Annotated in this window: 15 protein-coding genes; 7 read left to right on the top strand and 8 right to left on the bottom strand. The window is 43.6% G+C overall.

Annotated elements, in window-relative coordinates:
• Nucleotides 1-16 precede the first annotated feature (16 nt).
• The 4 genes from ACRPI0_RS01220 to ACRPI0_RS01205 all read right to left on the bottom strand — a co-directional run bounded on the left by ACRPI0_RS01220 (nt 17) and on the right by ACRPI0_RS01205 (nt 4,197).
• On the bottom strand, nt 17-1,279 hold the full coding sequence (locus tag ACRPI0_RS01220; RefSeq protein ID WP_432354256.1) for an MFS transporter: 1,263 nt from the start codon (nt 1,277-1,279) through the stop codon (nt 17-19).
• A gap of 213 nt (nt 1,280-1,492) precedes the next feature.
• The gene (locus ACRPI0_RS01215; RefSeq protein WP_432354255.1) at nt 1,493-2,431 is read right to left on the bottom strand and encodes a carbohydrate kinase family protein; all 939 of its coding nucleotides are present in this window, start codon (nt 2,429-2,431) and stop codon (nt 1,493-1,495) included.
• A 94-nt stretch (nt 2,432-2,525) separates the two neighbouring features.
• Nucleotides 2,526-3,695 carry an ankyrin repeat domain-containing protein gene (locus tag ACRPI0_RS01210; protein WP_432354254.1) on the bottom strand — a complete coding sequence of 390 codons (1,170 nt, stop codon included), beginning with the start codon at nt 3,693-3,695 and terminating at the stop codon, nt 2,526-2,528.
• Between the two features lie 112 nt (nt 3,696-3,807).
• Entirely contained in the window at nt 3,808-4,197 is a 390-nt protein-coding gene (locus tag ACRPI0_RS01205) for a hypothetical protein (protein WP_432354253.1), read from the bottom strand.
• A 175-nt stretch (nt 4,198-4,372) separates the two neighbouring features.
• Here ACRPI0_RS01205 and ACRPI0_RS01200 point away from each other — a divergent pair, with 175 nt between their 5' ends.
• Nucleotides 4,373-5,683, top strand: coding sequence for an aminotransferase class V-fold PLP-dependent enzyme (locus tag ACRPI0_RS01200; protein WP_432354252.1), 1,311 nt, complete (start codon nt 4,373-4,375; stop codon nt 5,681-5,683).
• A gap of 63 nt (nt 5,684-5,746) precedes the next feature.
• Here ACRPI0_RS01200 and ACRPI0_RS01195 read toward each other — a convergent pair whose 3' ends face one another.
• A complete protein-coding gene (locus tag ACRPI0_RS01195) occupies nt 5,747-7,168 on the bottom strand; it encodes an IS1096 element passenger TnpR family protein (RefSeq protein WP_432354250.1) in 1,422 nt (473 codons plus the stop codon).
• 374 nt (nt 7,169-7,542) lie between these two features.
• On the opposite strand from ACRPI0_RS01195, the gene rsgA reads away from it, so the two are divergent.
• Nucleotides 7,543-8,607 (top strand): ribosome small subunit-dependent GTPase A, encoded by a 1,065-nt coding sequence (gene rsgA / locus ACRPI0_RS01190; protein ID WP_432354249.1) that lies wholly within the window; start codon nt 7,543-7,545, stop codon nt 8,605-8,607.
• 59 nt (nt 8,608-8,666) lie between these two features.
• Here the strand turns inward: rsgA and ACRPI0_RS01185 are convergent, their stop codons facing one another.
• A complete protein-coding gene (locus ACRPI0_RS01185) occupies nt 8,667-9,401 on the bottom strand; it encodes a sulfite exporter TauE/SafE family protein (RefSeq protein ID WP_432354248.1) in 735 nt (244 codons plus the stop codon).
• A 99-nt stretch (nt 9,402-9,500) separates the two neighbouring features.
• Nucleotides 9,501-10,079, bottom strand: a complete 579-nt coding sequence (locus ACRPI0_RS01180; protein ID WP_432354246.1) for a hypothetical protein — start codon at nt 10,077-10,079, stop codon at nt 9,501-9,503.
• Nucleotides 10,080-10,197: 118 nt separating this feature from the next.
• Between ACRPI0_RS01180 and ACRPI0_RS01175 the strand changes: the two genes are divergently transcribed.
• Entirely contained in the window at nt 10,198-11,037 is an 840-nt protein-coding gene (locus ACRPI0_RS01175) for a GNAT family N-acetyltransferase (protein ID WP_432354244.1), read from the top strand.
• Nucleotides 11,038-11,118: 81 nt separating this feature from the next.
• Here ACRPI0_RS01175 and ACRPI0_RS01170 read toward each other — a convergent pair whose 3' ends face one another.
• Nucleotides 11,119-11,856 carry an IclR family transcriptional regulator gene (locus ACRPI0_RS01170; protein WP_432354242.1) on the bottom strand — a complete coding sequence of 246 codons (738 nt, stop codon included), beginning with the start codon at nt 11,854-11,856 and terminating at the stop codon, nt 11,119-11,121.
• 145 nt (nt 11,857-12,001) lie between these two features.
• On the opposite strand from ACRPI0_RS01170, the gene ACRPI0_RS01165 reads away from it, so the two are divergent.
• The 4 genes from ACRPI0_RS01165 to ACRPI0_RS01150 are packed head-to-tail and all read left to right on the top strand — an operon-like array spanning nt 12,002 to nt 16,785.
• On the top strand, nt 12,002-12,874 hold the full coding sequence (locus ACRPI0_RS01165; RefSeq protein WP_432354240.1) for a dimethylarginine dimethylaminohydrolase family protein: 873 nt from the start codon (nt 12,002-12,004) through the stop codon (nt 12,872-12,874).
• Nucleotides 12,875-12,906: 32 nt separating this feature from the next.
• Entirely contained in the window at nt 12,907-13,668 is a 762-nt protein-coding gene (locus tag ACRPI0_RS01160) for a dimethylarginine dimethylaminohydrolase family protein (RefSeq protein ID WP_432354239.1), read from the top strand.
• 40 nt (nt 13,669-13,708) lie between these two features.
• Entirely contained in the window at nt 13,709-15,124 is a 1,416-nt protein-coding gene (locus tag ACRPI0_RS01155; protein WP_432354237.1) for an amino acid permease, read from the top strand.
• Nucleotides 15,125-15,159: 35 nt separating this feature from the next.
• A complete protein-coding gene (locus ACRPI0_RS01150; protein WP_432354235.1) occupies nt 15,160-16,785 on the top strand; it encodes a M20/M25/M40 family metallo-hydrolase in 1,626 nt (541 codons plus the stop codon).
• The last annotated feature ends 10 nt before the right edge of the window (nt 16,786-16,795 follow it).

Raw genomic sequence — 16,795 nt, 5'->3', positions numbered from 1 at the left:
GGATAGAATAATTTGGTCAATTCCAATGACCTTGGTCAACAAGATTCTTTTTACTTTTGAATGCAAAGAGAATTGCTAGGATGTTAATGACGAACATTGCGGCGATTATCCAAAGAACAATTGTGTACGTTCCAGTGAAGTCATAGATATACCCGTATGCCGGCAATGCAATGATGGATGCCACAGCAAGACCAAGTGAGGCCATTGCATAGATCTGACTATAGTCTTTACTACCGAACAGTGTAGATGCAAGCGTAGGTGCAAGAGTACCGATAGACGCTGCCATGAATCCTAAAATCCCAGCTGCAATCGTAATGAAAGTAGAACTTTCAGAGAGGAACAGCAACATAAAGATTGCCAAAATACCAAGAGCCATTGCGAGTAAGGACGTGTTTTTAGAACCGATTTTATCACTAAGTACGCCTAGAATCAGTGCTCCTATTAAGACACCGATCATATAAATCCCCATCACTGTTCCAGAAAATTCAACTGAATAGCCTTTGTTCGCAAGGAACGTTGGAATGTGAATGGAAAAACTTGCAATCGCTGTTATTAAGAAGAAGAAAAGCGTCAAAGCATAGAATGCACCGGACTTCTTAGCAACTGCTAATGCTATCCCTTTATCATTCATGTCTTCCACAGCTTCGCCATCTACAGAAACTACTTCAGCTCCGTAAGGCTGTAATCCTTTTTCTTTTGGCGACTTACGAATGAGCAAAAGAATAACCGGTATTACAATAATCAAAACGGCTACACCTACGATCACGTAGGTTTGGCCCCAGCCTCTGCTAGCAATGAGATTTCCAACTACAGGTTGAGAAATCGCTCCAAGCGCACCAGCTGCCGCTCCCATTATTCCTAATGCTAAGCCATTACTTTTCTTGAACCACTGATTGATCAATACAGGTCCCGCGATAACAGTAATGAATACGCCCCCTACTGCTAAAGGAATCGAAAAGAGGTACCAGCCCCATACTGCTTTCATGAATCCGAATGCAGCAAATGCTCCTGCCTGTAAAATAATTGCACTAATTAGAAGTGCTTTGATGTCATACTTAGCCATCATCTTTCCACCAATAGGCAAGAAAATTAGTGTGACGATTGAAGAAATACTCAAGTAAAGCGTCAAATTCCCGATACCAATTCCCAAATCCTTAGCAACAGGAGTGATAAACAGACCTGCTGTATTGTTAAGCGCTCCCTTGCCTAACCCTACCATTAGACACAGTCCGACTAGAATCCACCAGGCGTAGTGTATTTTGCTCTTTGTCTTTTCCATAATAGTCCCACCTCGTATTTTTTTGATGTTCATTTCCTTTGATAAGCCACGACAATTCTAACTTAAATATTATACCACTTTTCATGAGTAATTAGAGGTTTAAATAATAAAAAGACTCTTTCATTAAATCTGAAAGAAGTCTTTTTACCATATGGAATCTGTACGACTTTCTCTTCTAAAGATTAGGAAGCTTGGATGTTCTAATGGAGTGGTTCAATCCAAATTAACATCCTCTAAGTCGTTAATATGAGGCATTGCAGACAACGCTCCCGGCTTCGTCACACAGAGTGCGCCCATCTGATTGCCAAATTGAATCACTTCTTGCCAATCTGAAATGTTTTCAGGATACCCATTTAGATGAAGCTGGCGTAAGATTCCCGCCATAAACGCATCTCCCGCTCCAGTTGTATCTACAGGAACAGCTTTGACGGAAGGGATTTGAAAGCGCTCGCCATGAATGATTGCAAGCGTACCTAAGTCACCTTGAGTAATGAGGACGACAGGAATCGAGTAGTCTCCAAGTTTTACTAGTCCTTGCTCTACAGTATCTGTATTCATGATAAAGGTTAGTTCTTCCTCTGTAAGTTTCATTACGTCTGCACCATTCAGAAACGCAACGGTTGTGTTGCGACAAATTTCTTCACTTTCCCATCGTAATGGACGAATATTCGCATCATACGAGACGAGGGTGTCGGTTTGTTTTGCTAGTTCTACCGCTTTGCGAGTCGTTTCCAGAGCTGTCGGATGAAACATCGTGCCCGAGCAAATATGTAAGATGGAGGATTCTTCGAACGTTTGTCGTTGCAAGTCTTTTGCGGTTACTTGAATATCAGGGGTTTCGTTTTGATAATTTGTAAAGACTCGATCATGATCAGGTGTTAAATGGACGTATACGCCATTCACGCGTTTTTCTGGAATCTGAATAGATGACGTCAAATCCACACCTTCACGTTCCAATTCATGTCGTACGAATTCAGACGTTTCGTCGTTTCCTGTCACGGTTATAAAAGAGACAGGTGCCCCTAGTCGGGCTACGCCTGCTGCTACATTTACGGTTGCTCCACCTAAATAAGTATTGAACGTTGAATTGGTTTCATCTTCTGCGATGTAATCGACAAATACATCACCATAAATTAATATGTGTTTCTTCATAGGTTTTACGAACCCCGTTTCTTCGTTTTCTGTAGTTTATTATAGAAGATTTTCTAATGAGAGTGACTTTCTGTAGCACAAATGACACTTCAAATTAATGACGTTCCAATAAAATCATTGACTGCTCTTTATGTTTCTGATAAAGCGGATTATCAGGTTGCAAGTTAATGGCATAGTCGATTGCAGCGATCGCATCCTCGTGACGGCCTAACGAGCATAAACTATTCGCTTTATGGAACCAGAAATCATAGCGCGATGGATGGCGATTCACAAGTGTTGCCATAACGTCAATTGCCTCTTCATGCATCCCCAATTCACGTAAATAATTCGACTTATGATAAAGGAAAAAAGAATTTTCTAATGACAATGCAGCTCCCTTGTCGAACTCTGAAAGTGCCGCTTCCTTCTCATTCATCAATCGATAGCATCCTGCTATGTAAAAATAAAATTCCAAGGCTTCAGGTTCAACAGCTAGAGCCTGTCTGTAACGCTCCAACGCTTCTTCATATCTTTCTTGCGCGGACAAATTATATCCAGCATTATACAACAAATCCAAGTTATCTCCAGCCGTTTCAAGTGCGTGCTCCAACACTTCAGAAGCTGCGTGATAATTGCCTTCACATGATAATTCCTTCGCTTCACGTATCGCGGGATGTTGACGATCTTCTAACGTGTCCGTCAAGATTCCGAGTACACGATCCTGCTTTTGTGCATCCGCATAAAACACAGCAGACTTCCCGTCCAAGTCTTCTAACTGTGCGGATGCACCTGCATCATGCAGAGTCTGGACGATATCTGCATACAGCTTGCCCCCATCGCCAAGTATGACCGCTTCTAATAACGCTGACCAACCCAAATGATTCACGTGATTGACTGGAACGCCTACGTTCAAACACATTTCAACTGTTTGCAAATAGCCTTTTTCAGCTGCTGGAAGTAACGCGGTTCCACCAAAGCGGTTGACACTCGTAATATCCGCTCCTGCAGCCGCCATTAGTTTCAGAGAGGTCGAAAACCCATTTGCCCCCGCACAGATGAATGGTGTTAATTCCGTGTGGTCGCGATTGTTCGGATCACTTCCTGCTAGCAACAACTGAGTGACGGCATCTACATCATTTTGCTGAACTGCTATCATCAGTGCAGTCCGTCCCATGTCATCCATTGCTTCAAGATTCGATTCTTGCTTTAGTTGTTCAGCAATCAGTTCATGATCTCCCAGACGTACCGCGTGAATCAATGAAGTTTCTTTTATATTAGCTTCCATGCTCTATCCCCTTTTCTATAACGATAATACGTTAGTTTCAGTGTACACGGAAACCTTATTTTACAGCCAACAAAAAAACCGTCAAACTTCATTAGCCTAACGGTTCTCGAGTTTACGTACGTGATAAGTATGAACTGTGTACATTTTTAAAGACGTTTAGTATGAATGCGATGATTGATAATGCTAGTGCACCGCCTCCGCCCCAAACGACAATTTGAATTACGATGCCTGGCAGTCCAGCGTAGATAGCCCACATTCCGAATAACAAGAAAGGCAAGCCCATATTGTATAACCAGAAATGCGCTATCCCAAGTGCACTATTCCCCGCTTGTGGAAATACAGAATAGATGACGCCAATCGCCGCTGTCGTCAACCAACCGACTACGTTAATATGTGCGTGCGTTGCTCCCCATTGTAACTGGACAGTTGCATGCATATACAGTCCGAATCCAACGCCTAGCAAGAAGTAGAGTACAGCAATCTTTATCCAACGAGCACCCACTTGGATCTCTCCCTCCCGATTACCTAATTGTATGCACCTTCATATAGGTTTATTTTCCCTATTCTTTTTTCAAACTGATAAATCAGACAGAATAGATCATTCAACTTATACGATTACCTGAGAATCTATTGATCATTGATTCATGCTATACTTTTTTCAAAGAAAGGATGATTCGATGAACGAGACTCAAGCACTTCAACAAACATTTGAACATGCACGAACGTATTTTCCGAGCCTAGGAACTTCCTATAAAGGTCGTCCAGTCCTGTTCTTTGACAATTCAGCAGGCGCTCAAGTGTCACAGTTCGTCATTGACCGCGTCACGGATTATTATATACATCGCAATGCGCAAAAAGGCACAATCTTCGTGCGTACAGCGGAGATGCAGCAAACGATTGTCGATGCACGTCAACTAGCTGCGGATTTAATCGGCGCGGCGGATCATACCGAAATTGCTTTTGGTCAAAACGCGACAAACTTCTTCCATTTGTTTGCGCATCACTTAGGTAGAGATTTACGTGTAGGCGATCATATTATTATTACAGAAGCCGATCATCATGCGAATGTGACGCCATGGTTGGAGCTTGCTGAACGAGATATTCACGTTCATTTATGGAAAGTGGATGCACAGGGGAATCTCGATTTTGATGAATACGAGAAATTGCTTGCGTTGGAGCCTAAGATTGTTGCGGCAGGATGGGCATCGAACGCAACTGGGACGATCCACGATATGCAGCGCATTACACATATGGCTCACGCGGCAGGTGCACTCGTGGTTGCAGATGGTGTGCAGGCCGCGAGTCACATTGCGATGGACGTCAAGACAGCAGGTGTGGATTTCGCAGCGTTTTCGACGTACAAAATCTTCGGTCCTCATATGGGATTCGGATATGTGAACCGGGAGAGACTCGAGCGGTTAGAAGGTTGGCGCATTCAGAAAGAATTGGAGAAAGACGCATATTTCTTTGAAGTTGGATCCCAAAACCATGAAGGAATCGAAGGGTTCATCGGGTCGATGGAATACTTAGCGCAGCTCACGAAAGATGCGGAAGAGAATGGACTTTCATTGGATGAAACCCAGCTTGCAACTGCACGTCCATCGCGTCGCAATATCGCAGGTGCGATGCATTTCGCCCATCGATACGAGCAACAATTAACCGATCATTTTCTTGCTAAACTTGCATCCATAGAAGGCGTTGTCTTATATGGTAAAACTGCAGAGCAATCCGAAGAACGACTGCCCGTATTCTCGTTCAATATCGAGGGCATTAAAACGGATACACTCGGTCACGCATTGAATGATGCAGGCGTTGAAGCACGAACAGGGAACTATTTGGCCATCAATCTGATGAAACGATTAGCAGGTCCGTTTGACGGTAGTGCGCTTCGTATCAGTCTCGTTCACTACAATACGTTAGAAGAAATCAATCAGTTCTTTGGAATTTTGGATGAAGTTTTGGAACACTTAAAAGCCAGTGCTATCTAATAGTAAATGAATAAAAGCCGATGCCTGTCGTTAAACAGGCGTCGGCTTTTGACTGTCACCGATTTATCGGCCACAACATTTCTTATACTTTTTCCCGCTGCCACAAGGACATGGGTCATTGCGTCCGACTTTTACTCCCGGTGATGCCGATCGTTCAGTCAACGGCTTGAGATCTGTCCGTTCTAGCTCAAACATTTCTTGAGGAGTATGTCCTCTGTTTTCAATAAGACGAACCGCGTTCGCCACATTGATGGCAACAGGGACAATTCGTTTTACCCGTTCTTCTGACAACGGACCTGCTTGCGCCATTAGACGCCCGATGACTTCCATGAAATTGGCGTGCCACATGGATAGCCCCGACATGAACGTATGCAACATCCGATCAATCTGGATCTGTGGAAGGTTTTCCTTCTGGAATAGCTTTTCCAGTTGGCGTAACTCCGGAGTTCCATCGAAATAACCCAAATCTGCATAACGTAACAATTGTTCACGCGCAGGTTGATAATATGGTTTATTGATCGTTTCACGCACGAATTCTTCAGGCACGATTCCTACGAGTTTCGGTCCTAGGAATACCGTATCTTTAAACAGAATTTCTTCCTTCTTCAACTTCGAACTGAACTCGGTTGAGGACAGCAATTGTTGCAACTGCTCCATCGTAATTGGTTCATTGTTCTGTTGATTGTATAACCAGATCACTTGCTCAGACTGAATCATTCCATATAATCGGGTCATGGAACGAATATACAACTCGATGTCCTGCTGTTGCTGATCAGATAGGCCGGTTTCAACAGTCTTCTTAGGTTTTTTAGGCTTTGCTGGAATCTGTTCTACAGATACATCGGAATCACGGTATGGATCGCTAACGATCATATAATTTACATGATTGATTTTATCCCACTCTGTCTTTTTATACTTGACATGTTTCAAGATATTATTAATGGTGTTTTTGTCATAATCTTTATATCTCGTCTGAGCTACCCACTGCGTCATATGATCGAATTCGGGGTGTTTAGGATTGTCCATAATCGCAAGAAACGATTCAAATCCCGGAGGTCCTCCAACGTCTTCAGGAGGTGCATTTCCATCTCCATCTAACAAAGTCGGGAAGCCGAAATGGTAATCCTCAACGATGTCTTCAAGCTCGATCAAAATCCGCCAACCATCACCAAAATCATAATGATACAACAACTCTTTGTTACTCTCGAGATGCTTATCTATTTTCACACGTGACGGTAGTTTTGGAGTGACCGTCTTCGAGTTTTTCAATTCTTCTCGTTGCACGGGATTGTCCGTAATGCACAATCCATCAACTTCCACTTCAAAGAAGTGATAGGGATTATCTGTCATGTAACTCTCAAAGTTCGTTACATGTTGAATCATTTCATGGAGACGGTTGAATGTCGCTCCTGCTGGCATAATAACACTTCGCCAAACACTAGGCACTACATCTACCATCGTTAGCTTCAAAATATAGGATTTCATACGTCACCTCGTCTAATACTGTAATTAGTTTACATGCTAGTTTAAGTGTATCACAGTTCAAGCAAGCGTTGCGGTTGTAGACATCGAGCTTACGTTTTTGCTGTATTACTTGTCATAATCCATTCTTCTGACCAAACTATTCTAAGAATTCGTTGACTTCGTAACTACTATCCTCTATGATTAACTTAACTTTCAGAAAGCAGGTGATCACTATGGTTACATTCAACGTACAGAATGCAAATTGGATCGGACCCATACTTTCACCTGCCATGTCTTAAAATCTGGCATGTTTCTTCTGATATGCGCGTGAAAGCATGGTGTCCGATCCTCGGACTCTATGCTTTTTTATATGCCCATATTTAGGAGGAAACTAATTGAACACACTACAAAGTTATGGTTGGAACGAACTTCATCAAACTAATTGGAATGAACAGCTTCAGAACTTCAAGTCAACTACGTGTATTGTAGGACGGGTGACATTGGAGCATAAACACATGTATCGGGTCGTAACTCAACAAGGCGAATGGCTCGCAGTTTGCTCGGGATCAATGCTTCATCACGCATTCGACCGGCGAGACTATCCTGCTGTTGGAGACTGGGTCGCAATCGAACAGATGCCAGGTGAAGAACGCGGGATCATTCATTCGATTCTTCCGAGGACTTCTGTTTTCTCTCGGAAAACGGCAGGAGATTCCATGACGGAACAGCTGATTGCGGTCAATATCGACATTGTGTTACTCGTCACCTCCATGAACGACGACTTTAACATTCGGAGACTTGAGCGATACTTGGTCGCAGCCTATGACTCAGGTGCAGTCCCAGTGATTGTGTTAACAAAAGCGGATTTATGTGGGGATCCGAAAGATTTCATAGACCAAGCACGCGAACTTGCATTCGGAACGGACGTATTCGTTGTCAGTAGTAAGACGGGCGATGGCATCGATCAAATCATCGCTTTGCTCGAAGATGGCAAGACCGCTGCACTCTTAGGCTCGTCCGGTGTCGGTAAGTCTTCTCTCGTGAATGCGATTTGCGGGGATACTACGATGACAGTGCAAACAATTCGGGAAGAAGATGCGAAAGGCCGCCATACGACGACTCACCGAGAACTCATTGCATTGCCTACTGGCGGTGTGCTGATTGACACACCGGGAATGCGCGAATTTCAGCTATGGAACGATAGTGAGAGCATCGAAGGTAGTTTTCACGACATCGACAGTCTCTCCGATTCTTGTAGATTCAATGATTGCAGCCATCAATCAGAGCCTGGATGTGCAATCCAACAGGCTCTATCAGACGGATCTCTTGGAGAAGATCGATTTGCCAGCTATCTCAAGTTACAGCGGGAAATCGCTTATTTGGAACGGAAAACGAACGCACAAGCACAGATCGCTGAACGCAAACGTTGGAAGGCACTAACGAAGTCACAACGGAAATGAGAAACTGTGAATAAAAAAACGAAAGCGGCAATGGATAATGGCTGCTTTCGTTTAATTTATTAAAGTAATGCCTTCACAATCAATTGGATGATCAAACCGATGATGACGACGCGTAATAGGATGCGGACGTGCTGAGGGTTCAGTTTTCCCGCAATACGCACGCCAATTTGTGCACCTGAAAGCGAACCGAGCACGAGTGCACATGCAATCGGCCAAATAATTTTACCCATCGCGATATAGCTGATTGCTGCACCAAATCCACTGGAAAACGTCGCAAGTCGGACAAATCCGATAGACCGCATGTAAGAGATTCTCAAGTGATTGAACACATACAGCAATAGCGTTCCTTGCCCAGGGCCGAACAAGCCGTCATACAAGCCGATTCCAACAAGTCCTGTTATTCCCGTCTTTGACGGTTTTAAGGATGCTTCCCCAGCGAAATCCGCTTTTGATAGGAATGACGTTAAAAAGGCTCCAATCAGTAAAATGATTGCTAGTTTGTAAAGTGTAGCTTCCATAATATGGGTAGCTGCGAGTCCACCGAGTGTTCCTCCCGTCAGAGATACCGGAAGAATCCACCATGACTCACGGAGCGTGATTTGCTTTTTCAGCAATACGGTTAGAAATGTTGAAAACGAGCTAACTGTCGTCGAAATCTTACTTGCACCGATTACAGAATGGATTGGAATCCCCATTAATAACATCGCTGGCATGGTGATGAGTCCCCCGCCACCTGCAAGTGTGCCGAGCATCATCGCAACAAGCCCAGTGAAATAGAGTACTATGTAGTCCATATCTCGCGCCCCCCCTTCTGTTAGCAGTATACCTCTCTGCGACAGATAAGGTAATTCGATAGTTATGAACGTGTAGCATAAGGGAATCTTATGGGTCAGTTAGTTAGTAGAAGATTCTTTCGTGACCGATAGAGTGTCAGATATCTTGCGCTTCTTCTTTTTAAATTCAGGATATGATTTGCTAATGAACGGAATTTCATCACACCCGAGTGCTTTGTTTGTATAGACAGCCATGACGAATAACACATTGGCCATGAGTTGCGCGAAATCGAAGAGGATCTCAGGAACCTCGCGCTCTAGCGATACTTTATGAAGTGCACGGACGGACTTTTTCGCTTCACTGCGACATACGTGAAGAACAGTCGCTGCGTGAGTGCCTTGCGGGAGTACAAATTGTTCGATCAGCTCCCCAAGTTCATTCACATACTCATCGTATACGTCACTGAGCTTAGCTAAATCTTCAGGGAAGATTGCAAGTTTCCCCCGGACAGATCCATTCAGATGGTAAGCAAGAGGTTGCAGCCAGCGGAGATCGGTTTGAACTTTTTCAATGTCATTCGTTAGCGACAAAGCTTCCCCGATTCGTGTCGTTAATGAATCTGTTCGAATTTCAAAGTCTACTGTCGAAGCAGACTCCCGCATGAATGGGTAGCAAATGTAGCGCATGTCTTTTTTCATAAAAGGTGCCTTCTTTCTATTGAGTTATTTTGACTCAGTATAGCACAGCAGATGCGTTCTCGTTTCTAGTATTCACAGGTTACGCAATACAGAATTACACTATAATTGGAGGTACACCATGCTAACTACTCAACAACTTGAAGGAATAAAACAATTACAACAGCAATGTGAACAGTTCGATACGATTGAACTGAAACTGAATTTGGATATGCTACATGAACGAAAGGACGATACTCTCGACTTTTTCGTTTGGCAGGAAAATGAACTCATCGCTTACTTGGCATTGTACGGATTTGGCACATCAGTGGAAGTTTGCGGAATGGTTCAACCGGATGCACGTCGACAAGGTCATTTCACAAGACTTTGGCAGGTGGCACAAGAAGTTATTGCACATAAAGGTTTTCAAAAGGTTCTGTTCAATGCACCTGGAGTGTCTGAATCTGCAAAAGGGTGGCTATCGGGCCAACCCTGTAAGTATTCTTTCTCTGAGTTTCATATGGTTTGGAGTGCAAAAGAGCTCGATGAATTAACTGACATCGCGTTACGAGATGCGACAATCGAAGATAAAGACTTTGAAACTGCCTTGGACGCGGATGCCTTCTCTCTTTCATCGGAAGACGCAGAGTCTTATTACAATGAACGATTGTCCCGCCAAAAAGAACGTCGTTATATTATTGAAGTGAACGGTAGCGCAATCGGTAAAATCCGTGTAACGCGTAGCTACGGAGAATCGTATCTTTCAGGGTTTGCGGTGTTGCCTGCCTATCGAGGTAAGGGTTATGGTGGCCAGGCGTTGCAAACAATCGTGAAAACTGAAATTCCTACTGGGAATAGCATTAAGTTAGATGTGGAAACGAAAAACGATCATGCTTTGAAATTATATGAGCGCATCGGCTTTATACAACAACAGCGACAGGATTATTATGAAGTGCATTTGAATGCTAGAGTAGAAGGTTAGTAATGGGTTAGTCTTTCATACTAAACAAGCAGCGTGGGAGCCGTTCCCCTACGCTGCTTTTCCTATACGTATTAAGAATTTTTACAGATTTCGTCCTAACTTTTCAGATACACGTTTCTTTGTTTCAAGGATTTTATCAACCATGAATTGCTGTCTTGCATCAGACAAATTGAATGTCACACAACCAATACTGATTGCCCCGACCACATCTCCTACTGCGTCACTTATCGCCACACCAATAGAGGATGTGCCTTCAGTTCGCTCTCCGTGACTGATTGCATAGCCCTTCTTCCTCACTTCAGTTATCTTCTCACGAAAAACTTGCTGCTCTTTCTTCGGTACAAGTTGTTGAATGATCTCCTCGACTTCCTGTTCGGGCATAGAAGCCAGCATAATCTTGTTTGCAGCACCGATATTCATCGGAATCCTTAATCCCAATTGGTCATACATTCGAATCTGGTTATTCTCGTTATCAATTCGTTCGATGATGATTGCTTCCAATCCAGTACATTTACTTAAGTAGATACTCTCTTCTACTTCTTTACTAAGACGATCGAGCTCCGGACGAATGGTAGATACATAGTCCATCGTATCGTAAGCCCGAAGACCATACTCCATCCACACCGGTCCTAATTTATATAGTTTCGTATTTAGATCTTGCTCGGCTAACCCTTGCTTTACCATCGCCTTCAAAATGCGATGTAGGGTACTTAACGCCAACTCACATTGTTTGGATAAATCCGAGATTGAGATCCCATTGGATGTACCTTCAGAAGCTAAAATCTTAGCAATTTGCATAGCGCGATCGATTGACTGCATATGTACACTTCCTAATATAAAAGTAAAATTCTAAAATAATATTCAAAATACATTGACATTGTACCACACTCCGAATATATTTACTGATAAGGTTTCCTTTCAACGGAAACACTTTCCGATAAGCGGAAAAACTGGAGGCGTAATTATGCGATATAGCAGCTCAATGTATACCCCACTAACACAGGTGATTATGAAGCGTCCAATCGATGCATTTCAATCGCAGCAGCATCTCCTTGAAAACTGGGAGACGTTCAACTATCTAAGAGAACCACACTTCGAAGAAGCATGCAAAGAATTTTCAGAATTGGTAGAAATTATAGAGCAACAAGGCACAAAAGTTCATTATCTCCCTTCTAGTGACACAGTAGGTCTGGATTCAATTTATGCACATGATCCAGTGAAGTTCACACCGGCTGGTGCACTCATCTTAAAATCCGGTAAAAAACTTCGCCAACCGGAAGCTCAAGTCTTCAAAAAGTTCCTGTCAGATAAAGGAATTCCAATCGTTGGTGAATTAACTGGAGACGCTGTTTCAGACGCTGGAGATATCGTATGGCTTGATGATCGAACTTTACTTGTAGGTCGAGGATATCGAACAAATGACGAGGCAATCCGCCAATTGAGAGAAATGACAGCTGATTTAGTGGATGAATTCATTGTCGTTCAACTTCCACATGACCAAGGCGAAGCAGAATGTCTGCACCTAATGTCGTTCATCAGTGTTGTGGATAAAGATCTTGCAGTCGTCCATTCCCCTTTAATGCCTGTCTTCCTACGTCAGCTATTGCTTGAAAGAGGCTTCCAATTAGTTGAAGTATCGAAAGAAGAGTACGACACGCTAGGCTGTAATGTGTTAGCGCTCGCACCAAGAGTTTGTGTCCTTACAGAAGAGAACGCTTACACCATTAAACAACTACGAGATGCTGGGGCAACTGTACATGTCTATAAAGGGCAAGAAATCAGCCTTCTCGGTACTGGTGGTCCAACTTGTTTAACGTGTCCAGTCGTACGTGGATAAATAATAAACTAAAACGATAAGGGGAGAATTGAATGTTCACAAATGTTATCGTCAAAAAACCAGGGAAAAGCTACTTAAGCGGACTTACAACTTCTGATTTAGGGAAGCCGGATTATGAACTGTTGCTTACGCAGCATGAACGGTATGTGAAAGCACTCGAGAAATGTGGAGTCGCAGTCACTGAACTAGCTGCTAGTGAAGAATTTCCGGATTCTACTTTTGTAGAAGACGCTGCTGTACTGACACCTAATTTCGCTGTAATTACGAATCCAGGCGCGGAATCCCGAAATGCGGAGACTGTAGAAATCGAGGCAGTTGCTAAAACGTTTTACAGGAAGTTTTACTTCATCCAAGCCCCAGGGACGTTAGATGGTGGGGATATTTTGCAGGCAGATGATCATTTCTACATCGGCATCTCGGAGCGGACAAATGAAGAAGGTGCAAAACAGCTCAAAGAAATTCTGGAATCTGAGAACTACTATGCAACGATTATTCCTTTGAAAGAGTTCTTCCATTTGAAGACAGGAATCGCTTATCTAGGTAATAATCAGATGATCGTCGCTGGTGAATTCGTATCGCATCCTGCATTCAATTCCTATGAAAAGATAGTCATTGGAAAAGAAGATGAATACTCGGCGAACTGCATCCAAGTGAATGACTACGTGATCATTCCAAGTGGTTTCCCGGAAACAAATCGCAAATTGACGGACGCTGGCTATCAAACAATTGAACTGGATATGTCTGAAGTCCAGAAACATGATGGTGGACTCAGTTGCCTATCCCTACGCTTCTAAACATCCCAAAACTAGATCCGATCGAGAGGAAGGTAAAACTATGAAAACCCTGGAAGAACCTCAATTAAATCGTTCAATGAAAAGCCGCCACTTGATGATGCTATCACTTGGTGGCGTGATCGGAACGGGATTATTCTTGAACGTCGGCTATACGATCAATCAAGCAGGCCCAGGAGGTGCACTCGTTGGGTACCTGATTGGTGGTCTGATTTTGTACATGGTAATGACTTGTCTTGGTGAATTGGCGGTCCATATGCCCGTAACCGGATCGTTCCAAAAGTATGCATCCCGCTATATCAGTCCCTCCGCAGGGTTCTCACTCGGTTGGATGTATTTTGTAGGCTCCGCAGCCACGGCAGGCGTTGAATTCACAGCTGCCGGGATACTGATGCAACATTGGTTCCCAACTACACCTATATGGATTTGGTGTGCGCTGTTCATGGTCTTGTTGTTTGTATTGAACGCTCTCACCACAAAAGGATTCGCCGAAGCTGAGTTTTGGTTCGCGGGTATAAAAGTTGTTGCGGTACTTGCTTTCATCGTAATCGGTGGGGCTGCAATCATCGGTTGGATCCCTTTAGAAGGCACGCCTACACCACATTTAACTAACCTTGCTCCTACTGGATTGTTTCCAGCTGGAATTGCCATTGTGTTCATTACAATGATGAATGTCATCTTCTCTTACCAAGGTTCTGAGTTAGTCGGGATAGCTGCTGGCGAAACCGAGAACCCTGAGAAGAATATTCCGAAAGCGATCCGTACAATTTTGTTCAGGATCATCGTGTTCTATATTGCTTCAATTGTTGTCCTATCGGCAATTTTCCCTGCTTCAGAACTTGGACTGTTGCAAAGTCCATTCGTCACACTGATGGAACTTGCTGGGGTGCCTTATGCTGCTGGAATTATGAATTTCGTCATTTTAACAGCGATTTTATCTGTTGGAAATTCTTGCCTGTATGCTTCGACCCGTTTACTTTGGTCTATGGCAAATGACGGAATGGCTCCCTCTCTATTTGGCAAATTAACGAAACAGCGTGTACCGTTGAATGCCTTGATCTTCACGATGGCATTCTCATTACTCTCCCTTCTGACAAGTGTTATGGAAGCGGATGCAGTATTTGTACTCTTAATGTCCATCGCAGCCATCGCTGTAACAATTTCTTGGATGGGTATTGCGATGTCCCAATTATTATTCAGAAAACGTTACTTGAAACAAGGTGGAAAACTGGAAGACCTTCAGTATCGAGTGAAATTCTATCCGCTCGTTCCACTTACATGTATCGCGTTTTGCCTGATCATTCTAATCTTCTTAGCATTTGACCCGACACAGCGAATTGGATTGATTTATGGCATTGGATTCTTCGCTGCTTGTATGATTTTCTATAAGGTCAGACTCGAGAAAAAGCATCTTGCTGAAGGTACTCTCGCAACTGAAACTGTAGAAGTGAACCACTAATGAATCATGGATATCTCAATTCGGGAGGCAATGGCATGAGCACTTCACAATGGAATACACCCGCTTCGCTGAGAAGTTTACTAAACGAACTCGTACGCTGGGAAAGTCGCACACTGACAGACGGTGAATGTACATTTTCAACACACGTTGCAGAAAAGCTGCACTCACTAGCGTATTTCACTCAACATCCTGAGCATTTGAAACTCCACGATGCAGAACTTGGTCGCAATTCAGTAATTGCGCTCTATAAAAATCCTCACGCTACGGATACCGTTGTTCTGATTAGTCATTTCGATACGGTCTGGACAGAAGAATATGGCGCGCTCGAACCGCTTGCATGTCGCCCTGAAGAGTTGACCGCTGCTCTTCATCAACTGGCTGACGAGCTTCCTGAAGATGCGCGCAAAGATCTATTATCAGGAGAGTATCTATTCGGACGTGGCACGATGGATATGAAGATGGGATTAGCTCTTCATATGGCCCTTATTGAAAAAGCTTCTCTCGAACAGTGGCCTATCAATTTAGTTCTGTTGACAGTTCCTGACGAAGAAGTGAATTCTGCCGGCATGCGCACAGCGGTCGAAGAACTCGTTAGAATGCGTGATTCGTATGGCCTCTCCTATAAGCTTTTCTTGAACAGTGAACCGACATTTTCACAAGAACCTGGAGATCCTAAAGAATATATTTACTCAGGGACGATTGGTAAAATCATGCCTGCTGCATTGTTTTACGGGAAGGAAACGCATGTAGGGGAACCATTGAAAGGATTGACGGCGACATATATCTCTTCTTTCTTAGCACAGGAAATGGAATTCAATCGGATATTCCAAGAGACGAATTACGGAGAGACTACCCCTCTCCCCGTCTCTCTTCAACTAAAAGACTTGAAGACATCGTATTCCACACAGACACCTTATCGTGCAGTGTCCTTATATAACGTATTCTTAATGGATCGCGACGCTTCGGAGATCATGGAACTGTTCTCACAAGTTGCCCGGAAGGCGATGGCAGCTTGCAATGCGGTATACACCAAAATTTGCGAACGCGAAGGAACTGAACCGGTCGGTGAAGTCCGCGTGATGCGTTATGAAGAATTACTTGAGTATGCACAAACAAAGATCGGTTCAGATGCAGTCAATCTCGTGATTGACAATGCAATTCTAAATAGTGAATTGGATGATCGGGATAAATGCTTCAAAATCACGGACGCGTTGCTGATTGAATGTCAGGAGTTGACGCCTGCAACCGTGTTGTTATTTGCACCGCCCTACTATCCAGCAGTAAATACATCAGAAGATCCTCTCGTCATCGACTCTATTGACCTTATGAAAAAGACGGCGATGGAATTAGGGACTAAGGTCGATCAAGTCCATTACTTTAATGGGATTTGCGATTTAAGCTACGTCCATTACACAGGCACTGCCACAGGCTGGACCGCTTACGAACACAACACGCCTGTGTGGGGCAAAACGTATAGCATTCCTTTTGAAGCGATGACAGAGTTAGATGCCCCAGTACTGAATGTCGGACCGTTCGGTAAAGATGCCCACCAACGAACCGAACGTCTTCATATTGAAAGTGCGTTTGTCCGTTTACCGGTGATGCTTGAGGTATTAGTGAAGAGTCTTTATACGATTGAAGTGGAATCTCTCATTTCGTGAACTAAGAAAC

This window comes from Sporosarcina sp. A2 (assembly GCF_050858885.1).
Lineage (GTDB): Bacteria > Bacillota > Bacilli > Bacillales_A > Planococcaceae > Sporosarcina.
The sequence above is the reverse complement of the archived record's forward strand: the minus strand, read 5'-3'. Positions and strand labels throughout refer to the sequence as shown.

Coding starts and splice junctions, on each gene's coding strand:
- ACRPI0_RS01180 (WP_432354246.1), bottom strand. CDS start 10,079: ATGAAAAAAGACATGCGCTACATTTGCTACCCATTCATGCGGGAGTCT.
- ACRPI0_RS01185 (WP_432354248.1), bottom strand. CDS start 9,401: ATGGACTACATAGTACTCTATTTCACTGGGCTTGTTGCGATGATGCTC.
- ACRPI0_RS01220 (WP_432354256.1), bottom strand. CDS start 1,279: ATGGAAAAGACAAAGAGCAAAATACACTACGCCTGGTGGATTCTAGTC.
- ACRPI0_RS01150 (WP_432354235.1), top strand. CDS start 15,160: ATGAGCACTTCACAATGGAATACACCCGCTTCGCTGAGAAGTTTACTA.
- ACRPI0_RS01200 (WP_432354252.1), top strand. CDS start 4,373: ATGAACGAGACTCAAGCACTTCAACAAACATTTGAACATGCACGAACG.
- ACRPI0_RS01155 (WP_432354237.1), top strand. CDS start 13,709: ATGAAAACCCTGGAAGAACCTCAATTAAATCGTTCAATGAAAAGCCGC.
- ACRPI0_RS01175 (WP_432354244.1), top strand. CDS start 10,198: ATGCTAACTACTCAACAACTTGAAGGAATAAAACAATTACAACAGCAA.
- ACRPI0_RS01165 (WP_432354240.1), top strand. CDS start 12,002: ATGCGATATAGCAGCTCAATGTATACCCCACTAACACAGGTGATTATG.
- ACRPI0_RS01170 (WP_432354242.1), bottom strand. CDS start 11,856: ATGCAGTCAATCGATCGCGCTATGCAAATTGCTAAGATTTTAGCTTCT.
- ACRPI0_RS01210 (WP_432354254.1), bottom strand. CDS start 3,695: ATGGAAGCTAATATAAAAGAAACTTCATTGATTCACGCGGTACGTCTG.
- ACRPI0_RS01195 (WP_432354250.1), bottom strand. CDS start 7,168: ATGAAATCCTATATTTTGAAGCTAACGATGGTAGATGTAGTGCCTAGT.
- ACRPI0_RS01215 (WP_432354255.1), bottom strand. CDS start 2,431: ATGAAGAAACACATATTAATTTATGGTGATGTATTTGTCGATTACATC.
- ACRPI0_RS01160 (WP_432354239.1), top strand. CDS start 12,907: ATGTTCACAAATGTTATCGTCAAAAAACCAGGGAAAAGCTACTTAAGC.